The sequence below is a fragment of the Streptomyces sp. NPDC030814 genome (assembly GCF_055572155.1).
Map to the genome: position 1 here is coordinate 256349 of NZ_JBVIDX010000011.1, position 18066 is coordinate 274414.

Here is an 18066-nt window from a genome sequence, read left to right on the forward strand (position 1 = left end):
GCGAAGCCGCGGGCCCATGGCGCCGGACGGGCCGACTGTCCGCCAGGTCGTGTCACCAACGTCCTGGGACAGCCCTTGAGGGCTGTCCCGTAACCCCCGGCGGGCGCACGACGCCGGCTACGGCACCTCGCATCCACCGCGGACTACGGGACAGCCCTTGGTTAGGGCTTCAGGCCCCGCAGGGTCAGGCCAAGCAGGCGGTCGGCCAGCTCCGGGTCGTCCGGGGTCTCCTCGGCGGCCAGCGCGATCGCGTGGGTGAGCTGGAGCAGATCGGCGATCGACACGTCGTCGCGCACGGCGTGGGCCTGCTGAGCCCGCGTCAGGAGGGCGGTGCCCGCCGCGTGGATCGGGGCGCAGCACCTGGCCAGGTCCGAGGCGTCCCCCTCGGTGCGGGAGTCGGCGTACGACACCGTCATGAGTGCCTTCGCCAGGCCACGGTATTCACTCGCACGAGTGATGATGTCACGCAGCCAGGTGACCAGTGCGGTGCATGGCTGAGGCGCGTCGAGCTGCTCCCGGGCTCGGGTGAGCAGTTCCTGGACCGCCCCCTCGAAGACCGCGCCGAGAAGGGCCTCGCGGTTCGGGAAGTGGCGGTAGAGGGTGCCGATCCCGACGTCCGCGCGGCGGGCGATGTCCTCCAGCGAGGCGGTCGTGCCATGGGCGGCGAACGCGAGGCGGGCCGCCGTCAGGAGGCGCTCGTGGTTGCGGCGGGCGTCGGCCCGCATGGGACGGGCGCCCGCAGGGGGCCGGGCCGCGGGGGGCCGCGCTCCTGCCGGGGGCCCGGCCGGGGTGGTGCTCACCGTGGCCTCACCTGCTCTCTTCGCCGGGATGACTTCAGCCTAAGAGGTCGGATGGGCGGGGGAGTTGTACGGGTACGACGACACGACCCCCGCGGCCCTGACGGGCGCGGGGGTCGCTGCGTGCGGATTCTCAGTCCTTGATCTCGCAGATCGCCGCGCCCGAGGTGATGGAGGCGCCGACCTCCGCGCTCAGGCCCTTGATCGTGCCGGAGCGGTGGGCGTTGAGGGGCTGCTCCATCTTCATGGCCTCCAGGACCACGATGAGGTCGCCCTCCTTGACCTCCTGGCCCTCCTCGACGGCGACCTTGACGATCGTGCCCTGCATCGGGGAGGCGAGGGTGTCGCCGGACGCCGCCGGGCCGGACTTCTTCGCCGCACGGCGCTTGGGCTTGGCGCCCGCCGCCAGGCCGGTGCGGGCCAGGGTCATGCCCAGGGCGGCGGGGAGGGAGACCTCCAGGCGCTTGCCGCCGACCTCGACGACGATCGTCTCGCGGTCCGTCTCGTCCTCGGACTCGGTGGTGTCCGCGGGGGCGGCGAACGGCTTGATCTCGTTGACGAACTCCGTCTCGATCCAGCGGGTGTGGACCGTGAACGGGTCGGTCGAGCCGGTGAGTTCGGGGGCGAACGCCGGGTCCGTCACCACCGCGCGGTGGAACGGGATGGCCGTCGCCATGCCCTCGACCTGGAACTCCTCCAGGGCGCGCGCGGCACGCTGGAGGGCCTGCTGCCGGGTGGCGCCGGTGACGATCAGCTTGGCGAGGAGGGAGTCCCAGGCCGGGCCGATGACGCTGCCGGACTCCACGCCCGCGTCCAGACGGACACCGGGACCGGACGGCGGGGTGAACGTGGTGACCGTGCCGGGTGCCGGGAGGAAGTTGCGGCCCGGGTCCTCGCCGTTGATGCGGAACTCGAACGAGTGACCGCGCAGCGGCGGGTCGTCGTAGCCCAGCTCCTCGCCGTCGGCGATCCGGAACATCTCGCGGACCAGGTCGATACCGGTGACCTCCTCGGTGACCGGGTGCTCGACCTGCAGACGGGTGTTGACCTCCAGGAAGGAGATCGTGCCGTCCATGCCGACGAGGAACTCCACCGTGCCGGCGCCGACGTAGCCGGCCTCCTTCAGGATGGCCTTCGACGCGCGGTACAGCTCCGCGTTCTGCTCGGGCGACAGGAACGGCGCCGGAGCCTCCTCGACCAGCTTCTGGTGGCGGCGCTGGAGCGAGCAGTCACGGGTCGAGACGACGACCACGTTGCCGTGCTTGTCCGCCAGGCACTGGGTCTCCACGTGGCGCGGCTTGTCCAGGTAGCGCTCCACGAAGCACTCGCCGCGGCCGAACGCCGCGACCGCCTCGCGGACGGCCGAGTCGTACAGCTCGGGGACCTCTTCGAGGGTGCGGGCCACCTTCAGGCCGCGGCCGCCGCCGCCGAACGCCGCCTTGATGGCGATGGGCAGACCGTGCTCCTCGGCGAACGCCACGACCTCGTCGGCGCCGGAGACCGGGTCGGGGGTGCCCGCGACGAGCGGGGCGCCCGCGCGCTGCGCGATGTGACGGGCCGCCACCTTGTCGCCCAGGTCGCGGATCGCCTGCGGGGGCGGGCCGATCCAGTTCAGGCCCGCGTCCAGCACCGCCTGGGCGAACTCCGCGTTCTCCGAGAGGAAGCCGTAGCCCGGGTGGATCGCGTCCGCGCCGGAGTCCTTGGCTGCCTGGAGCACCTTGGCGATGTCCAGGTAGCTGGTGGCGGGGGTGTCACCGCCCAGGGCGAACGCCTCGTCCGCGGCACGCACATGCAGTGCGTCCCGGTCCGGATCCGCGTACACGGCCACGCTCGCGATCCCGGCGTCCCGGCACGCCCGGGCGACGCGGACAGCGATTTCGCCTCGGTTGGCGATCAACACCTTGCGCACGATGGCTCCCTCTCCTTGAAACAAGCCGAGTTTAGGGACTGCCGACACGGCGTTTCGACCCGTCCTCAATGGTGACCTTGCCCACACGGAGCGTGAATCGAGGCTCGCTCGACCGGCGAAATCCCTTGTCGTACCGCATCACGCAGGACTCCACGCGAAAACCCTAGCCCTCTACTGTGGTCAAGGTCTCTGTGCGGCCGTGCTGCGGCCGGTTGGGTTTCTTTGTGGAATCCCTACTAATGGCCCAACGATTCTTTGCTCTCGCGGGAACCCTTGTCCCCGGGTTTACCCGTTAGTAGCGTTCGCGATGTCTCGAACACGTACGCGGGGTAACAGTGCCCCGGCGAGAACGGCGCGGCAGGGAAAGTGGGGTGGGTGGCGGTGATCCGCAGACCTGTGGCGGTGGTCACGGCGGTCGTACTGTTCGCGGAGGGCCTGGGGATCGCCCTGCTCCAGTGGTTCCTCGGCACCGTCGTGGACCGGCAGGAGATGTCCCTCGCCGGGCTGGACCCCGACGCGATGTCGCTCTCGTCGAAGGCCGGGGGTGTCGTCTTCGGGCTCTACTTCGCGTTCTGCGGGTTCGTCGCCCTGCTCGTGGCGGTACGCGACCGGCCCGCCGCCGGGCTCGGGCGTGTCCTGCTCATCAGCGTGGCCGTCGTGCACGGGTTGCTCGGTGCGCTCACGGTGGGGCTGGTGGGATGGGGCGCCTTCGTCTTCATGATGGTGGTCCTGGCGCTCGTGGTGCTCACGCTGATGACGTACGACCGGCAGGGGGGCGCCGGGGACGCGGGCGTGGGAGCGGGCGGCGAGGGTGCGCCGAAGCCGGACGGTCAGGGTGTGCCGGGAGCGGACGACCCGGGTGCGCCGACGGCGGATGAGCGGGGCGCGCCGGCCACGCCTGCCGCGCCGCCGGCCGCCGGTACGCCCTGAGGCACCTCTACTGGGCTCGGGGTGTCCACAAGTCCGTGATGGCCACGCCCAGTTGGGCCAGGAGGCGGCGGACCAGGGGGAGGCTGATGCCGATGACGTTGCCGTGGTCGCCGTCGATGCCGTCGATGAACGGGGCCGAACGGCCGTCGAGGGTGAACGCGCCCGCGACGTAGAGGGGTTCACCCGACGCCACGTACGCGGCGATCTCCTCGTCGCTGGGGTCGCCGAAGTGGACGACGGTGGAGGCGGTGGCGGAGGTGTAGCGGCCGGTCGTCGTGTCGTAGACGCAGTGGCCGGTCTGCAGGGTGCCGGCGCGGCCGCGCATCGACTTCCAGCGGGCCGTGGCCTCCTCGGCGTCGGCGGGCTTGCCGAGGGCTTCGCCGTCCAGGTCGAGCACCGAGTCGCAGCCGATGACGAGGGCGCCCTTCACCTCGGGCTTCGCCGCGACGACGGAGGCCTTGGCCTCGGCGAGGGCGAGGGCCAGGTCGGCGGGGGTGGGGGCGGTGACGGCGTCCTCGTCCACTCCGCTGACGATCACCTCGGGGTCCAGGCCGGCCTGGCGGAGCAGGTTGAGGCGGGCCGGGGACTGGGAGGCGAGCACGAGACGACGGCGGGGATGCGGTTCGGTCATGCGGTCAGGGTAGCGGCGGGGGGCGGGCGCCCGGGGCGCGTCGTGGGGCGGCGCCGTGCCGGCGGGTGTCGGCCGACTGCTGCCGCGCCGCCGTTCCCGGCCGCTCAGAGAACGCCCAGGACCAGCATCGCCAGGAGCATGGCCAGGGCCATGAGGATGCTGAGCCGGCGGAGCATGTCCTGGGTGTCTCGGAGTTCCTTCGGCGGCTTGTTCTCAGGGTCGGACCACAGCATGATCCGATGGTGCGGGGCGCTGTGGTCCGGACGCCTGAGTACGCGTACTCAAGTGAGGTCGGCGGTTCCGCTCAGCCGGGCCAGTAGGTGCGGCTCCACGCAGTGGGGCCCGGGGCCGGCAGGCGGTGCGCGGCGATGCGGGACGGGTCGGACCAGGAGTCCCGGGGTGCGGGCGCGCCGGACGGCTGCGTGGCCGCCGCCGCGGCGCGCGCTTGGACCACCGCCAGGGCGGCGGCCAGCTCCTCGGGGGTCGGATTGCCCCGTACGACCTTGATCACGATGGCTCCCGTCAGGTCTAGAGGGGGATGTTGCCGTGCTTCTTCGGCGGCAGGGACTCGCGCTTGGTGCGGAGCTGCCGCAGGCCCCGGACGATGTGGCGGCGGGTGTCCGAGGGGGTGATCACGGCGTCGACGTAGCCGCGTTCGGCCGCCGTGTAGGGGTTGAGGAGGGTGTCCTCGTACTCCTGGATCAGGCGGGCGCGCACGTCCTCGCGCTCCTCGTCGGAGGCGGCCGCGATGGTGCGGCGGTGCAGGATGTTGACCGCGCCCTGGGCGCCCATGACGGCGATCTGGGCGGTGGGCCAGGCGAGGTTGAGGTCGGCGCCGAGGTGCTTGGAGCCCATGACGTCGTAGGCGCCGCCGAAGGCCTTGCGGGTGATGACCGTGATCAGGGGGACCGTGGCCTCGGCGTAGGCGTAGATGAGCTTGGCGCCGCGGCGGATGATGCCCTCGTGTTCCTGGCCGACACCCGGGAGGAAGCCGGGGACGTCGACGAAGGTCAGCACCGGGACGTTGAAGGCGTCGCAGGTGCGGACGAAGCGGGCCGCCTTCTCGGAGGCGTCGATGTCCAGGCAGCCGGCGAACTGCATGGGCTGGTTGGCGACGATGCCGACGGGGTGGCCCTCGACGCGGCCGAAGCCGGTGAGGATGTTCGGCGCGAACAGGGCCTGGGTCTCGAAGAACTCGGCGTCGTCCAGGACGTGCTCGACGACCGTGTGCATGTCGTACGGCTGGTTGGCGCTGTCCGGGACGAGCGTGTCGAGTTCCCGGTCCTCGTCCGTGACGGAGAGGTCGGCCTGCTCGGGGAAGGCCGGGGGCTCGCTGAGGTTGTTGGAGGGGAGGTAGGACAGGAGCTGCTTGACGTACTCGATCGCGTCCTTCTCGTCGCCCGCCATGTGGTGGGCGACACCCGAGGTCGCGTTGTGGGTGCGGGCACCGCCCAGTTCCTCGAAGCCCACGTCCTCGCCGGTGACCGTCTTGATGACGTCCGGGCCGGTGATGAACATGTGCGACGTCTGGTCGACCATGACCGTGAAGTCGGTGATCGCGGGCGAGTAGACCGCGCCGCCCGCGCAGGGGCCGACGACCAGGCTGATCTGGGGGATCACGCCGGACGCGTGGGTGTTGCGGCGGAAGATCTCGCCGTACATGCCGAGGGCCATGACGCCCTCCTGGATGCGGGCGCCGCCGGAGTCGTTGATACCGATCACGGGACAGCCGGTCTTCAGGGCGAAGTCCATCGCCTTCATGATCTTCTGGCCGAAGACCTCGCCGAGGGAACCGCCGAGGACGGTGAAGTCCTGTGAGAAGACGGCGACGGGGCGGCCGTCGACCGTGCCGTAGCCGGTGACGACGCCGTCGCCGTAGGGGCGGTTGTTCTCCATGCCGAAGTCGGTGGAGCGGTGTCGGGCGAACTCGTCGAACTCGACGAAGGAGTCCTCGTCGAGGAGCAGTTCGATCCGCTCACGGGCCGTCAGTTTGCCCTTGGCGTGCTGCTTCTCCACCGCGCGCTCGGAGCCGGCATGCGTCGCCTCGTGGATACGGCGCTGCAGATCCGCGAGCTTCCCCGCGGTCGTGTGGATGTCGATGGTCGCTGGCTCTTCCGGCTCGGACATCGGGATGCGGCTCCCTGCCTGCTCAGTGGGACGTGGGACGTGAGGACTTCGGGTGCGTGCTTGCTCGGGGTGAGCGCTGATGCTGTCTCAGTAGGTGCTCAGAAGTGGGGGCGGTTACTCATCCGTAGCGTAGTGCTGCCCCTACGGTTCGGCAGTGCGGCGTTTACCACACCTAGGGTGGGTTGCATGACGCCGCGAGATGCTTCAGACGACAACCGCTGGTCCGACCTCGACCGCCCGCCGCTCAACGGGGCCGCGCTGCGTCGGGCGCTGGTACGGGACGGCGGACACGGGGGCCTGTACTGCGATGTGGAGGTCGTGCAGCGCACCGGTTCCACCAACCACGATCTGGTGGGCCTCGCGGTCCGGGGGGACGCCGAGGAGGGCGCGGTCCTGGTCGCCGAGGAACAGACGGCCGGCCGGGGCCGCCTCGACCGGCAGTGGTCGGCACCGGCCCGCTCCGGACTCTTCTTCTCCGTCCTCCTCAAGCCCACCGAGGTACCCGTCCACCAGTGGGGCTGGCTCCCGCTGCTGACCGGTGTCGCCGTCGCCACGGGGCTGTCCCGGGCCGCCGGCGTCGATACGTCACTCAAATGGCCGAACGACCTGCTGGTGACCGTGGGCGGAGAGGAACGCAAGGCCGGCGGCATCCTCGCCGAGCGCGCGGGGGACGACGGGGTCGTCATCGGTATCGGCATCAATGTCAGTCTGCGGGAGGACGAGCTGCCCGTGCCCACCGCCGGCTCGCTGGCCCTCGCGGGCGCCGTGACCACCGACCGCGATCCGCTGCTGCGCGCCGTGCTGCGGGCACTGGAGGACTGGTACGGCCGCTGGCGGCGGGCCGGGGGCGACCCGGCGGTGAGCGGGTTGCAGGAGACCTACGCGGCAGGGTGCGCGACCCTGGGGCGCAAGGTGCGGGCCGAGCTGCCGGGCGACCGGTCGATCGTCGGCGAGGCCGTGGCCGTCGACGGCGACGGGCGGTTGGTGCTGGCCACCGGTGAAGGGGTGCAGGAGCCGGTGGGGGCCGGGGACATCGTGCACCTGCGCGCCGTGTGAGAAGGCGCCAATCCTGAGGCTGGTGGTGTGTGTGGGGCGCCTGTTGTCCGGGAACCCGGTGACGGCGTCCGGCCCGCCCGTCGGCCGCGGACGAGCCGCTGAGCGCGGGTGGCGGCGGGGCCGTACGGTCAAGGAGCACACCCCTGTCAGTTGCACCTTACGGAGTGAGCTGGCGCACACCTGCCGTAGAGTTGAGGCCGGTCGAGTACGTGACCGCGGGAGATCGGAAGGGCAGCTGGCGTGAGCGTCGAGGACACCGGCACGGACGCGCAGGGCCGCGTGGACCCGCCGGACCCCCAGGGCGCGGACGGCGGCGAGGAGGACCCGCTGGCGCTGCGGCTCGAAGGGCTGATCCTCGGTGCCGAGCGTCGTTACACCCCCTTCCAGGCGGCCCGTAGCGCGGGCGTGTCCATGGAACTGGCGTCCCGGTTCTGGCGGGCCATGGGCTTCGCGGACATCGGCCAGGCCAAGGCGCTCACCGAGGCGGACGTCCTCGCTCTGCGGCGGCTCGCCGGTCTCGTCGAGGCGGGGCTGCTCAGCGAGGCCATGGCCGTGCAGGTGGCACGTTCCACCGGTCAGACCACCGCGCGGCTCGCCGAGTGGCAGATCGACTCCTTCCTGGAGGGACTGACCGAACCGCCGGAGCCGGGCATGACCCGAACCGAGGTGACGTACCCCCTGGTGGAGCTGCTCCTGCCGGAGCTGGAGGAGTTCCTCGTCTACGTCTGGCGGCGACAGCTCGCCGCCGCCACCGGCCGGGTCGTGCAGGCCGCCGACGACGAGGAGATGGTCGACCGGCGGCTCGCGGTCTGCTTCGCCGACCTGGTCGGCTTCACCCGGCTCACCCGCCGGATGGAGGAGGAGGAGCTCGGCGAGCTCGTCGAGGCCTTCGAGACGACGGCGGCGGATCTCGTCGCGGCGAACGGGGGCCGGCTGATCAAGACCCTGGGCGACGAGGTCCTCTACGCCGCCGATGACTCGGGTGTGGCCGCCGAGATCGCCCTGCGGCTGATAGAAACCATGGCGAACGACGAGACCATGCCCGAACTGCGCGTCGGAATGGCCTTCGGGACCGTCACGACCCGGATGGGCGACGTCTTCGGTTCCACGGTGAACCTCGCGAGCCGGCTGACCTCGATAGCGCCCAAGGACGCGGTCCTCGTCGACGCCGCCTTCGCCGAGGAACTGATCCGCTCCGGCGAGGCCCCCGCGTCCGAGGCGGAGGCCGCCGAGGCCGCTGCCGCCGCCGAGAAGGAGGGCGAGGAACCGCCGACCTACCGGTTCGCCCTCCAGCCCATGTGGCAACGCCCCGTACGAGGTCTGGGCGTGGTGCAGCCGTGGCTGCTCACCCGCCGACCCGGTAAGGCGTAGGCCTCGGCGAGGGGGACGGCCGGTTGAGAGCCGAGTGAGGCTTTCGGATCAGGGCCGAGGGCCTGGTGGGGCTTTTTCCGGCACCTGCTGCTGACGCCGGGGCAGGGGCGGGCGGTCGGGGCCGGGGCCCGTGTCGCCGGTGCCCTGGGACTCGTCGTTGTCGTCGGCGTGCCCTGGGACCTCGTCGTCGCCTGGAGGGCCGTCCTCACCTGCCACCCGGCGTGCCGTCGACGCACAGGCCGACGATCGGCACGCACCTGCCCGGCCCCTGCCGTCGGGGCGGCCCGGTCGTGTGGTCGAGGGTCACCGGGGAGCCGGGGGCGGCCGATTGCCGGGACGAGGCCGGCTGTGGGGTGGGCGCGGACCGGGTGGGGCGGGGGGCCTCGGGGGCCGACTGGGTCCCCGGGGGAGTGGCGCGGGCCGCGGGGGAGCGGCGGGCGAAGAGGCCGTCGCGGAGTTCGATGCCGATCGAGGGCACGGACGACGTCGCCGCCGGGGCGGGCACGGCGCCGGCCGAACCGGGAGACGGGGGTGCCGTCGGCGTGGGGCTGGTGTCGCCGGTCGGGGCGTCGGCGGTCGGCTCCGCCGAGGGCCCCCTGTCCGCCGTCGTCCAGGCGCTGGTCGCCGTGTCCGTGACGCCGTCCGCCGCCCTCGGTGCGGCACCGGCCGCGCCGCCGACCGGGTCCGAGGCCAGCCGCAGCAGGCTCAGCGCACCTGCCGCCAGGACCATCCCGCCGACCACGAACAGCGCCTTCCGGGGGCGCGGACGCCGGTGGCGGCCCCGAGGGCGGACGGCGAGGGGAGCCGGGGCCGGCCGGTCCCCGCCCGCGCCCGTGACCGAGGCGGTCGATGCCGACGAAGCCATGGACGCCGAGGACGTCCCGCGCGCCCCCGACGGGGCCCACGGCGCCGAGACGCCCCGAACCGCTTCCGGCGGTGGGATCCGCGGCCTCGGCGACCGGGACGAGGCCCGCGCCGCGGGCGACCCGTCCGGCGCCTGCGCCCCGCGGGGCCTTGGGCCCCTCCCGGGCGCCGCGGGTCGGGCCGGCGTGTTCGGCCGGGGCGGGGCTTTCGGGGCCTGCGCCGTGGGTGAACCGTGCGGCTGCGGCGGCTGCGGCGGCTGCGGCGCCGCCGCTGGTGTTCCCGGCTTCGTCTCCCTGGTGGGCGTCGTCGGCCTGGTCACCGGGTTCGTCTTCATGGTCCGTCCTCCCTCCGCGCCCGTGTCCCCCGGTGCGCCTGGCGGAGCGCAGGCTATGCAGCGAAGGGGGCGATCCGGCCTGTGAAGGGCCGGATGTCACTCGAACGGGGAAACGGGCCGACGCGTTGTCGGGCGGGGGCGTCGGACGCGTCGTCCTCAGGGCCCCGCGGCGGATCCGGGGTTTTGCGGGGCGGGCCGGGCTGCGATGATCGGGGCGACGGTAGTTAACCCGCGTTAACCAGGAGGGTGTCATGGGCGTCGGTGTCGAGGTCACAGAGGGGCCGGGCGACGAGCGGCGGTACGGCGAGTTCGTGGTCGTGCGGCGGCACGCCCACGTCACCGAACTCGCCCTCGACCGGCCGAAGGCCATGAACGCCGTGTCCACCGACATGGCCCGCTCCATCGCCGCCGCGTGCGACGCGCTGGCCGCCGACCGGGACGTACGGGTGGTCGTGGTGACGTCGACGCATGAGCGGGCGTTCTGCGTGGGGGCCGACCTGAAGGAGCGGAACTCGTTCACTGACGCGGAGCTGGTGCGGCAGCGGCCCGTCGCGCGGGCGGCGTACACCGGGGTGCTGGAGCTGCCCATGCCGACGATCGCCGCCGTGCACGGCTTCGCGCTGGGCGGCGGGTTCGAGCTGGCGCTGTCCTGCGATGTGATCGTGGCCGACCGCACGGCGGTGGTGGGGCTGCCGGAGGTGTCGGTGGGGGTGATTCCGGGCGGCGGCGGTACGCAGTTGCTGCCGCGTCGGGTGGGGGCCGCGCGGGCCGCCGAGCTGATCTTCACCGCGCGTCGGCTGGAGGCCGCCGAGGCGCGGGAGTTGGGGCTGGTGGACGAGCTGGTGGACGAGGGGCGGGACCGTACGGAGGCGTTGGCGCTGGCCGGGCGGATGGCCGCCAACTCGCCCGTGGGGCTGCGGGCCGCGAAACGGGCGCTCCGGCTCGGGCACGGGCTGGATCTGCGGGCGGGGCTGGACGTCGAGGACGCGGCGTGGCGTTCGGTGGCCTTCTCGGGCGACCGGGCGGAGGGCGTGGCCGCCTTCAACGAGAAGCGGAAGCCGGAGTGGCCGGGGGAGTGAGCTGGGGCCCGGTCGGGGGCCACGTGGTGCGTCCGGGGCGGTGGGGCGCTCGCGCCGCTCGCCGAGCCCTGGAGAACGGTGGCCGCGCCAGTGACCGGGGCGTGCGTCGCCGAGCCGTACCCCTGTTCGCCCCACCAACGTCTCACATCGGACCAAAGCTCCCTAGCCTGGAGTGGTGGGCGAGGACAGACGGCTGAAGGCCGTGGTGGCGTTGGCGCGGGGCATGGCCGCCGCGCACACGCCGCGTGAGTCGTGGCGGGCGGCCGCGGACGGGGCCTGTCGGGCCCTGTCCGGCAGTTTCGCCGCGCTGTCCGTGTGGGAGCGGGAGCGCGGGCTGCTGCGGGTGCTCGTGAACGTGGGCAACCGGGCGGCGGACGAGGAGGAGTTCCCGGAGGACGAGACGTACCCCGTGCACGAGTTCCCGGAGATCGCGGAGTTCCTCCACGAGCGGTGGCTGGAGGGCGGTGAGCCCAACGCCTGGGTGGAGACGGCGGCCGGGCCGGTCGCCGAACGGCGCCGGGGCGGCTACTGCCATCAGCGGGTGGCGACGCTGCGCCGGCGCGGCCGGGGCTGCTGCGTGGTGGCGCCCGTCGTGCTGAACGGCAGGGCGTGGGGCGAGCTGTATGTGGCCCGGCCCGCCGGGGAGCCCGTCTTCCACGGCGACGACGCCGCGTTCGCGACGGTGCTCGCCTCAGTGGTGGCGGCGGGGATCGCACAGTCCGAACGGCTGGAGGAAGCCAGGCGGCTCGCCTTCACCGACCCCCTCACCGGCCTCGCCAACCGGCGCGCGGTCGATCTGCGGCTGGACGAGGCGATGGAGGCGCACCGGCGCGACGGCACGGTGATCAGCCTGGTGGTCTGCGACCTCAACGGCCTGAAGAAGGTCAATGACTCCTACGGGCACGCCATCGGCGACCAGGTCCTGGAGCGGTTCGGATCGGTGCTCTCGTGCTGCGCGGCGGAGCTGCCCCACGTCCTGGCCGCGCGGCTCGGTGGTGACGAGTTCTGTCTGCTCGCGGTGGGCCCGTCGGCGGACGAGGTGGTACGGGTCGCCGGCGATCTGTGCGTCCGGGCCCGCGCGTTGGAGCCGGGGGAGGGCGTCGCGTGCGGGGTCGCCTCCACGGGGGACCCGATCGGGCCGCTGCGCTCGGCCCGTCGGCTGTTCCGGCTCGCGGACGCCGCGCAGTACCGGGCCAAGGCCGCCGGTTCCATCGAGCCGGTCGTCGCGGGCCGGGAGGGCGACGGGGGCGAGGACCCGGTCATCCGTCTCGCCGACCGGCCGCCCGCGCCCGTCGATCCGGTGCACCCCGGGGACCGGCGCCGCATTCGAGGGCGCCGGTCCTAGGGCGGGCCGCGCGGCTGTTCGAGGTCGCGCGCGGCCCTCGGACGCCTACGGCCCGGGTCGCGTCGCCGGGGCCGTAGGGGGACCCACGGCCGACAGGGGGGAGTGGAGGCCGTGGGACCCGGGGTCATCCGAGGCGTCGACTCGTCGTGTGCGCGCAGGGGAGGGCGTGCATGGGAAGCGTCGACGCATCCGGTGCCATGACCGTAACCCTCCGCCTCACCCGGAAAGTCGGTTACCTGCGAGTTTCTGATCGTTCTTTGACCGAATTCCAAGCATGTTCTGAGCGATCTCTGATCTACGCGAGTTGCTTCGTCCGTGAATGTCGCGGATCGTGTCATGGGTGGCGGCGGGGTAAGGAGCCCTTCCGGCAATCGGTCGTGACATTCGACGATTCAGTCCCTACGATCCTGAATATGGATATGCACTCTGTGGACACGGTGGTGCTCGGGACGTCCGGTGTCACCGCCGCCGACGTCCTCGCCGTGGCGCGCGCCGGCGCCCGGGTCGAGCTCTCCGAGGAGGCGCTGGCGGCCCTCGCCGCGGCCCGCGGGATCGTGGAAGCGCTGGCAGCCAAACCGGACCCCGTCTACGGGGTCTCCACCGGCTTCGGCGCCCTCGCGACCCGGCACATCAGCCAGGAGCTGCGCACCCAGCTCCAGCGCAACATCGTCCGTTCCCACGCGGCCGGCATGGGGCCGAGGGTGGAGCGCGAGGTCGTCCGCGCACTGATGTTCCTGCGACTGAAGACCGTCTGCTCCGGACGTACCGGCGTACGCCCCGAGGTCGCGCGGACGATGGCCGACATCCTCAACGCCGGGATCACCCCCGTCGTGCACGAGTACGGCTCCCTGGGCTGCTCCGGCGACCTCGCGCCGCTGTCGCACTGCGCGCTCACCCTCATGGGCGAGGGCGACGCCGAGGGCCCCGACGGCCTCGTACGGCCGGCCGCCGAACTGCTCGCCGCGCACGGCATCGCCCCCGTCGAACTGCGCGAGAAGGAGGGGCTCGCCCTCCTCAACGGCACCGACGGCATGCTCGGCATGCTCGTCATGGCGCTCGCCGACCTGGAGACGCTGTACAAGTCGGCCGACGTCACGGCCGCGATCTCCCTGGAGGCGCTGCTCGGCACCGACAAGGTCCTCGCCCCCGAGCTGCACGCCATCCGGCCGCACCCCGGGCAGGGCGCCTCCGCCGCCAACATGCTCGCCGTACTGCAGGGTTCGGGGCTCACCGGGCACCACCAGGACGACGCGCCGCGGGTGCAGGACGCGTACTCGGTGCGCTGCGCCCCGCAGGTCGCCGGGGCCGGACGGGACACCATCGCCCACGCGCGGCTCGTCGCCGAGCGGGAGCTGGCGTCGGCCGTCGACAACCCCGTAGTCCTGCCGGACGGCAGGGTCGAGTCCAACGGCAACTTCCACGGCGCCCCGGTCGCGTACGTACTGGACTTCCTCGCCATCGCGGTCGCGGACCTGGCCTCGATCGCCGAGCGGCGCACCGACCGGCTGCTCGACAAGAACCGCTCGCACGGGCTGCCGCCGTTCCTCGCGGACGACGCCGGTGTCGACTCCGGGCTCATGATCGCGCAGTACACCCAGGCGGCACTGGTCAGCGAGCTGAAGCGGCTCGCCGTACCGGCCTCGGCGGACTCGATCCCGTCCTCCGCGATGCAGGAGGACCACGTCTCCATGGGGTGGTCGGCCGCCCGCAAGCTGCGCACCGCCGTCGACAACCTCACCCGGGTGCTGGCCGTCGAGCTCTACGCCGGGACGCGCGCCGTGGAACTGCGTGAGGGGCTCACGCCCGCGCCCGCCACCCGGGCGGTGGTCGAGGCCGTACGGAAGTTCGGGGTCGAGGGCCCCGGGCCGGATCGTTTCCTCGCCCCCGACCTGGCGCTCGCGGACGCGTTCGTCCGGGACGGGCGGCTGGTCGCGGCCGCCGAGTCGGTCACCGGGCCGCTGGCCTGACCGGGACGCGCAGGGGGCACCGCCATGTCGGCGGTGCCCCCTGGGTACGCGCGTCGCTGTCGCGCCGTCAGTACGCCTCCAGGCGCCCCTGTCGTACCGAATACGCCACGAAGCCCGCGCCCAGGCCCAGGAAGAGGGTGCCGCCGACGATGTACGGCGTGGTGTTGGGGCTTCCGGTGTCGGCGAGTTGGGCGGTGCGGCCCGCCGACTCCTCGTCCTCCGTCGAGCCGGAGACCGTCGTCCCGTCGGAGTCGGTCGTCGTCTGCTGCCGTATGTCCGGGGCCTCCTGGGTCGCGTTGGCCGACGGCACGAACCACAGGGCAGCCAGAAGGGTCCCCGCGGCGGTGGCGGTCAGCAGCGATCGGCGGGCGGTGGGCGACGCGCGACGTGCTACGGACACGGAATATCGATCCCCTTGTGAAGCTGGCGAATTGGCCGTGGACAGCGATGCTAATGAAAGTCGCGGGTCGTGGGAAAGTCGCGGGGCATGTGAGCCGTACGCTCCGACGCATGACTACAGCTGAGACATCACAGTTTGTCCGTCTTCGCCTGGAATTGGTGGTGGAGGTCGAGAACGTCGAGACCGTCACCGGCGCCGCGCTGCGGCGGATCGCCGACGATCCCGATATGCCGGGCGACGAACGGGTACACGCCGAGAGCGCGGTGGCGGAGGACACGGCGGAGGCGCTCGCCTACCTGATCGACCCGTTCGACCTGGTCGACGAGGTGCCGGGCGTCGAACTCGCCCAGGCCTCCTGGAGCAGTGAGAGCATCGACTACGACCCCGATTCGCCGGAATGGGGCCTCGACGAGGATGATGACGGCGAGGACGACGAGGAAGACGGACGCGGCTGACGCGCCTTGGGAGTCACGACCCCGGGCGGCAACCGCCGCCCGGGGTTCTCTCGTCTCAGGGGGAGCACTGGCCACTCAAGCACCACCGCCGGGGGCCGTCGACGACGCGGAACAGGCGGAGTGGCGTACCCCACACATCGGCGCCAAGCGGAACGGCTCGATGCCGTAGTGGTGTTTTAGTGCTTACGGGGATTCTCGGCTCTTTGGGGATTTCGGCAACGATGGAGAAGCGTGTGATGACGAACAGTAAGCGGCGCAAGGGCCTGACGGTCGCGTCCGCACTGCTCGGCGGGGTGCTGGTGCTCTCTGCGTGCAGCGGGGGCGACGGCGACAACGCGTCCGGGAACGACGGCGGGGACTCGCAGTCCAAGGTCGACGAGGCGGCGGCCAAGAAGACCTCCGAGGCCGATATCAAGATCACCCCTAAGGACGGCTCGAACAACGCCTCCATCAACAACTCCGCCAAGGTCACCGTGAGCAAGGGCAAGCTCACCAAGGTGACGATGACCACCTCCGACGGCACCGCCGTCCAGGGTGAGATATCCGCCGACAAGAAGAGCTGGGCGCCGAGCGTGCAGCTGGAGCGGTCCACCAACTACAAGATCACCGCCACCGCCGAGGACTCCGAGGGCCGCGAGGCCCACGAGAACGCGGCGTTCACCACCGTCTCGCCCGCCAACAGCTTCATCGGCAACTTCACGCCGGAGGACGGCTCCACCGTCGGCGTCGGCATGCCGGTGTCGATCAACTTCGACAAGGCGATCACCGACAAGGCCGCCGTGCAGAAGGGGATCACCGTCTCCACCAGCTCCGGCCAGGAGGTCGTCGGCCACTGGTTCAACGCCAACCGCATCGACTTCCGGCCCGAGGACTACTGGCAGGAGGGCTCCACCGTCACGCTGAAGCTCGCGCTCGACGGTGTCGAGGGCGCCGAGGGCGTCTACGGCGTCCAGCAGAAGACGGTCTCCTTCAAGATCGGCCGCAACCAGGTCTCGATCGTCGACGCCAAGACCAAGCAGATGAAGGTCACGCAGGACGGCAAGGTCGTCAAGACCATCCCGATCTCCGCCGGCTCACCCGAGAACAAGACGTACGAGGGCCAGATGGTGATCTCCGAGAAGTTCAAGGAGACCCGGATGAACGGCGCGACGGTCGGCTTCACCGACGACGACGGCAAGGGCGAGTACGACATCAAGGACGTACCCCACGCCATGCGTCTGACGACCTCCGGCACCTTCATCCACGGCAACTACTGGGGCGCCGACTCCGTCTTCGGCAACGTCAACACCAGCCACGGCTGTGTCGGTCTGAACGACACCAAGGGCGCGAACGACCCCGACACCGAGGGCGCCTGGTTCTACGACAACTCGATCGTCGGTGACGTGGTCGTCGTCCAGAACACCGGCGACAAGACGGTCTCCCCGGACAACGGCCTCAACGGCTGGAACATGAGCTGGGCCGACTGGAAGGCGGGCTCGGCGGCCTGACCCACCGCCCGAGCGGCGCCGCGCCGGTCACCGCACGTGGCACCGACCCGGTCTGACCCTGTGACACCCGATGCCGCCCCCAGGGGCGGCATCGGCGTTCCCGCAGCCGCGCACAGGGTTCTCATCCGGTATCGAGGGCTGATCCCCTCATCACGTGGCCTCCCTCAGGGCTGTCCCGTGATCCGCGGTGGAGAACGGCGGGGACGCCGGGCAGCCGCAGGGGCGCGTCGAGGGCGGCGGCGCCGAGTTCGACGTCGACGACTACTGCGTGTACGGCACGGACGTCACCGAGCCGGACCTCGGCCCGCTGACCTCCTCGAAGACCACCGGCGGACGTACGTTCATAGACCTCCGATGTCACGGTATCGCCGCAGGCGGCGCTACGGTGTCGTGGTCGGGGCGCGGGTCGCGTCCGTGCCCCAGCTGGCCAGCAGGCGCAGTGCCTCGGCGGACGGGGAGCCGGGCTCCGCGTGATAGGTGATCAGCGTCTGCTCGTGATCGTCGGGGAGCCGGAACGACTCGAAGGAGAGGGCCAGGTCACCGACCAGCGGGTGGCGCATGCGCTTCACCCCGTGGCTCTTCTCCCGCACGTCGTGCGTGGCCCACAGCCGCCGGAACTCCTCGCTCTTGACCGACAACTCGCCGACCAGCGCGGACAGCCGCGGATCGTCCGGGTGGCAGCCGGCGTCCATCCGCAGGTAGCTGACGATGTCGGCGGCCTTCTGCTCCCAGTCGACGTACAGGTCCCGGTACTCGGGCCGCAGGAACACCATCCGCGCCCAGTTCCGCTCCTGCGCCGGCAGCTCCGACCAGTCCCCGAACACGGCCGCCGCCATCCGGTTCCAGACGAGGATGTCCGAGCGCCGCCCGGTGATGTACGCGGGGATGCCGTCCAGCGAGTCGATCAGCTGCCGCAGGGCGCCCCTGACCTGCTGCGGACGGGCCGACGGCTTCTTCTTGTGGGCCTTCGGCTTGGCGAGGTGCGTGAGGTGGGCGTGCTCGGCGTCGCTCAGCCGGAGGGCGCGCGCGATGGAGTCGAGCACCTCCGCGGACACATTGCGTCCGTTGCCCTGCTCCAGCCGCGTGTAGTACGCCACCGACACGCCCGCCAGCTGCGCCAGCTCCTCCCGCCGCAGCCCGGGCACCCGCCGGTGTCGGCCGAACTCCGGCAGCCCCACGTCCTCCGGCTTCAGCCGGGCCCGCCGCGTCCGCAGGAACTCGCTGAGCTCGGCACGCCGGTCGAGGGGGGCTCCGGTGGGGCCGCCGGGCCGCTGCCGGTCCTGTGCGGCTTCGGGCTGTTCGTCCATACGTCAA

The 18066-nt window shown here is 71.9% G+C and carries 17 protein-coding genes and 1 pseudogene; 9 read left to right on the forward strand and 9 right to left on the reverse strand.

All coding sequences use genetic code 11. The features are described 5' to 3' along the window. Positions 1-161 precede the first annotated feature (161 nt). Complete coding sequence (locus tag ACZ43N_RS24180) at positions 162-725, reverse strand: TetR/AcrR family transcriptional regulator (RefSeq protein ID WP_468100343.1); 564 nt, start codon at positions 723-725, stop codon at positions 162-164. A 205-nt stretch (positions 726-930) separates the two neighbouring features. Next, positions 931-2706 carry an acetyl/propionyl/methylcrotonyl-CoA carboxylase subunit alpha gene (locus ACZ43N_RS24185; protein WP_468100275.1) on the reverse strand — a complete coding sequence of 592 codons (1776 nt, stop codon included), beginning with the start codon at positions 2704-2706 and terminating at the stop codon, positions 931-933. Positions 2707-3087: 381 nt separating this feature from the next. On the opposite strand from ACZ43N_RS24185, the gene ACZ43N_RS24190 reads away from it, so the two are divergent. Then, positions 3088-3636, forward strand: coding sequence for a hypothetical protein (locus ACZ43N_RS24190; protein ID WP_468100276.1), 549 nt, complete (start codon positions 3088-3090; stop codon positions 3634-3636). A gap of 7 nt (positions 3637-3643) precedes the next feature. Here the strand turns inward: ACZ43N_RS24190 and ACZ43N_RS24195 are convergent, their stop codons facing one another. The 4 genes from ACZ43N_RS24195 to ACZ43N_RS24210 form a co-directional block, all read right to left on the reverse strand. Continuing rightward, entirely contained in the window at positions 3644-4267 is a 624-nt protein-coding gene (locus ACZ43N_RS24195; RefSeq protein WP_468100277.1) for a Maf family protein, read from the reverse strand. A gap of 104 nt (positions 4268-4371) precedes the next feature. Further along, positions 4372-4500 carry a morphogenic membrane protein MmpB gene (mmpB, locus tag ACZ43N_RS24200; RefSeq protein ID WP_468100278.1) on the reverse strand — a complete coding sequence of 43 codons (129 nt, stop codon included), beginning with the start codon at positions 4498-4500 and terminating at the stop codon, positions 4372-4374. Between the two features lie 71 nt (positions 4501-4571). Next, positions 4572-4781 (reverse strand): acyl-CoA carboxylase epsilon subunit, encoded by a 210-nt coding sequence (locus tag ACZ43N_RS24205; RefSeq protein WP_468100345.1) that lies wholly within the window; start codon positions 4779-4781, stop codon positions 4572-4574. Positions 4782-4795: 14 nt separating this feature from the next. Beyond that, the gene (locus ACZ43N_RS24210; protein ID WP_468100279.1) at positions 4796-6394 is read right to left on the reverse strand and encodes an acyl-CoA carboxylase subunit beta; all 1599 of its coding nucleotides are present in this window, start codon (positions 6392-6394) and stop codon (positions 4796-4798) included. Positions 6395-6580: 186 nt separating this feature from the next. Between ACZ43N_RS24210 and ACZ43N_RS24215 the strand changes: the two genes are divergently transcribed. Both ACZ43N_RS24215 and ACZ43N_RS24220 read left to right on the forward strand, forming a co-directional pair. After that, on the forward strand, positions 6581-7450 hold the full coding sequence (locus ACZ43N_RS24215) for a biotin--[acetyl-CoA-carboxylase] ligase (RefSeq protein WP_468100280.1): 870 nt from the start codon (positions 6581-6583) through the stop codon (positions 7448-7450). Between the two features lie 240 nt (positions 7451-7690). Then, positions 7691-8821 carry an adenylate/guanylate cyclase domain-containing protein gene (locus ACZ43N_RS24220; RefSeq protein WP_468100281.1) on the forward strand — a complete coding sequence of 377 codons (1131 nt, stop codon included), beginning with the start codon at positions 7691-7693 and terminating at the stop codon, positions 8819-8821. Between the two features lie 205 nt (positions 8822-9026). Here ACZ43N_RS24220 and ACZ43N_RS24225 read toward each other — a convergent pair whose 3' ends face one another. Beyond that, positions 9027-9686, reverse strand: a complete 660-nt coding sequence (locus ACZ43N_RS24225; protein ID WP_468100283.1) for a hypothetical protein — start codon at positions 9684-9686, stop codon at positions 9027-9029. A gap of 584 nt (positions 9687-10270) precedes the next feature. Between ACZ43N_RS24225 and ACZ43N_RS24230 the strand changes: the two genes are divergently transcribed. The 3 genes from ACZ43N_RS24230 (at position 10271) to hutH (ending at position 14410) form a co-directional block, all read left to right on the forward strand. Then, positions 10271-11098: an enoyl-CoA hydratase/isomerase family protein gene (locus ACZ43N_RS24230; RefSeq protein WP_468100285.1), complete on the forward strand. Its 828-nt coding sequence runs from the start codon at positions 10271-10273 to the stop codon at positions 11096-11098. Between the two features lie 175 nt (positions 11099-11273). Then, positions 11274-12443, forward strand: a complete 1170-nt coding sequence (locus ACZ43N_RS24235; RefSeq protein ID WP_468100286.1) for a GGDEF domain-containing protein — start codon at positions 11274-11276, stop codon at positions 12441-12443. Positions 12444-12871: 428 nt separating this feature from the next. Next, entirely contained in the window at positions 12872-14410 is a 1539-nt protein-coding gene (gene hutH / locus ACZ43N_RS24240; protein ID WP_468100347.1) for a histidine ammonia-lyase, read from the forward strand. A gap of 67 nt (positions 14411-14477) precedes the next feature. Here hutH and ACZ43N_RS24245 read toward each other — a convergent pair whose 3' ends face one another. Then, positions 14478-14810 carry a hypothetical protein gene (locus ACZ43N_RS24245; RefSeq protein WP_468100288.1) on the reverse strand — a complete coding sequence of 111 codons (333 nt, stop codon included), beginning with the start codon at positions 14808-14810 and terminating at the stop codon, positions 14478-14480. A gap of 110 nt (positions 14811-14920) precedes the next feature. On the opposite strand from ACZ43N_RS24245, the gene ACZ43N_RS24250 reads away from it, so the two are divergent. The 3 genes and pseudogenes from ACZ43N_RS24250 to ACZ43N_RS24260 all read left to right on the forward strand — a co-directional run. Then, positions 14921-15265 carry a hypothetical protein gene (locus ACZ43N_RS24250; protein ID WP_468100289.1) on the forward strand — a complete coding sequence of 115 codons (345 nt, stop codon included), beginning with the start codon at positions 14921-14923 and terminating at the stop codon, positions 15263-15265. A gap of 221 nt (positions 15266-15486) precedes the next feature. Then, positions 15487-16752 carry a L,D-transpeptidase gene (locus ACZ43N_RS24255; protein WP_468100290.1) on the forward strand — a complete coding sequence of 422 codons (1266 nt, stop codon included), beginning with the start codon at positions 15487-15489 and terminating at the stop codon, positions 16750-16752. A gap of 196 nt (positions 16753-16948) precedes the next feature. After that, a pseudogene (locus ACZ43N_RS24260) lies at positions 16949-17095 on the forward strand (ABC transporter permease); the annotation flags it as partial. Between the two features lie 37 nt (positions 17096-17132). On the opposite strand, the gene ACZ43N_RS24265 reads toward ACZ43N_RS24260, so the two are convergent. After that, complete coding sequence (locus ACZ43N_RS24265) at positions 17133-18059, reverse strand: helix-turn-helix domain-containing protein (protein ID WP_468100292.1); 927 nt, start codon at positions 18057-18059, stop codon at positions 17133-17135. Positions 18060-18066 lie beyond the last annotated feature (7 nt).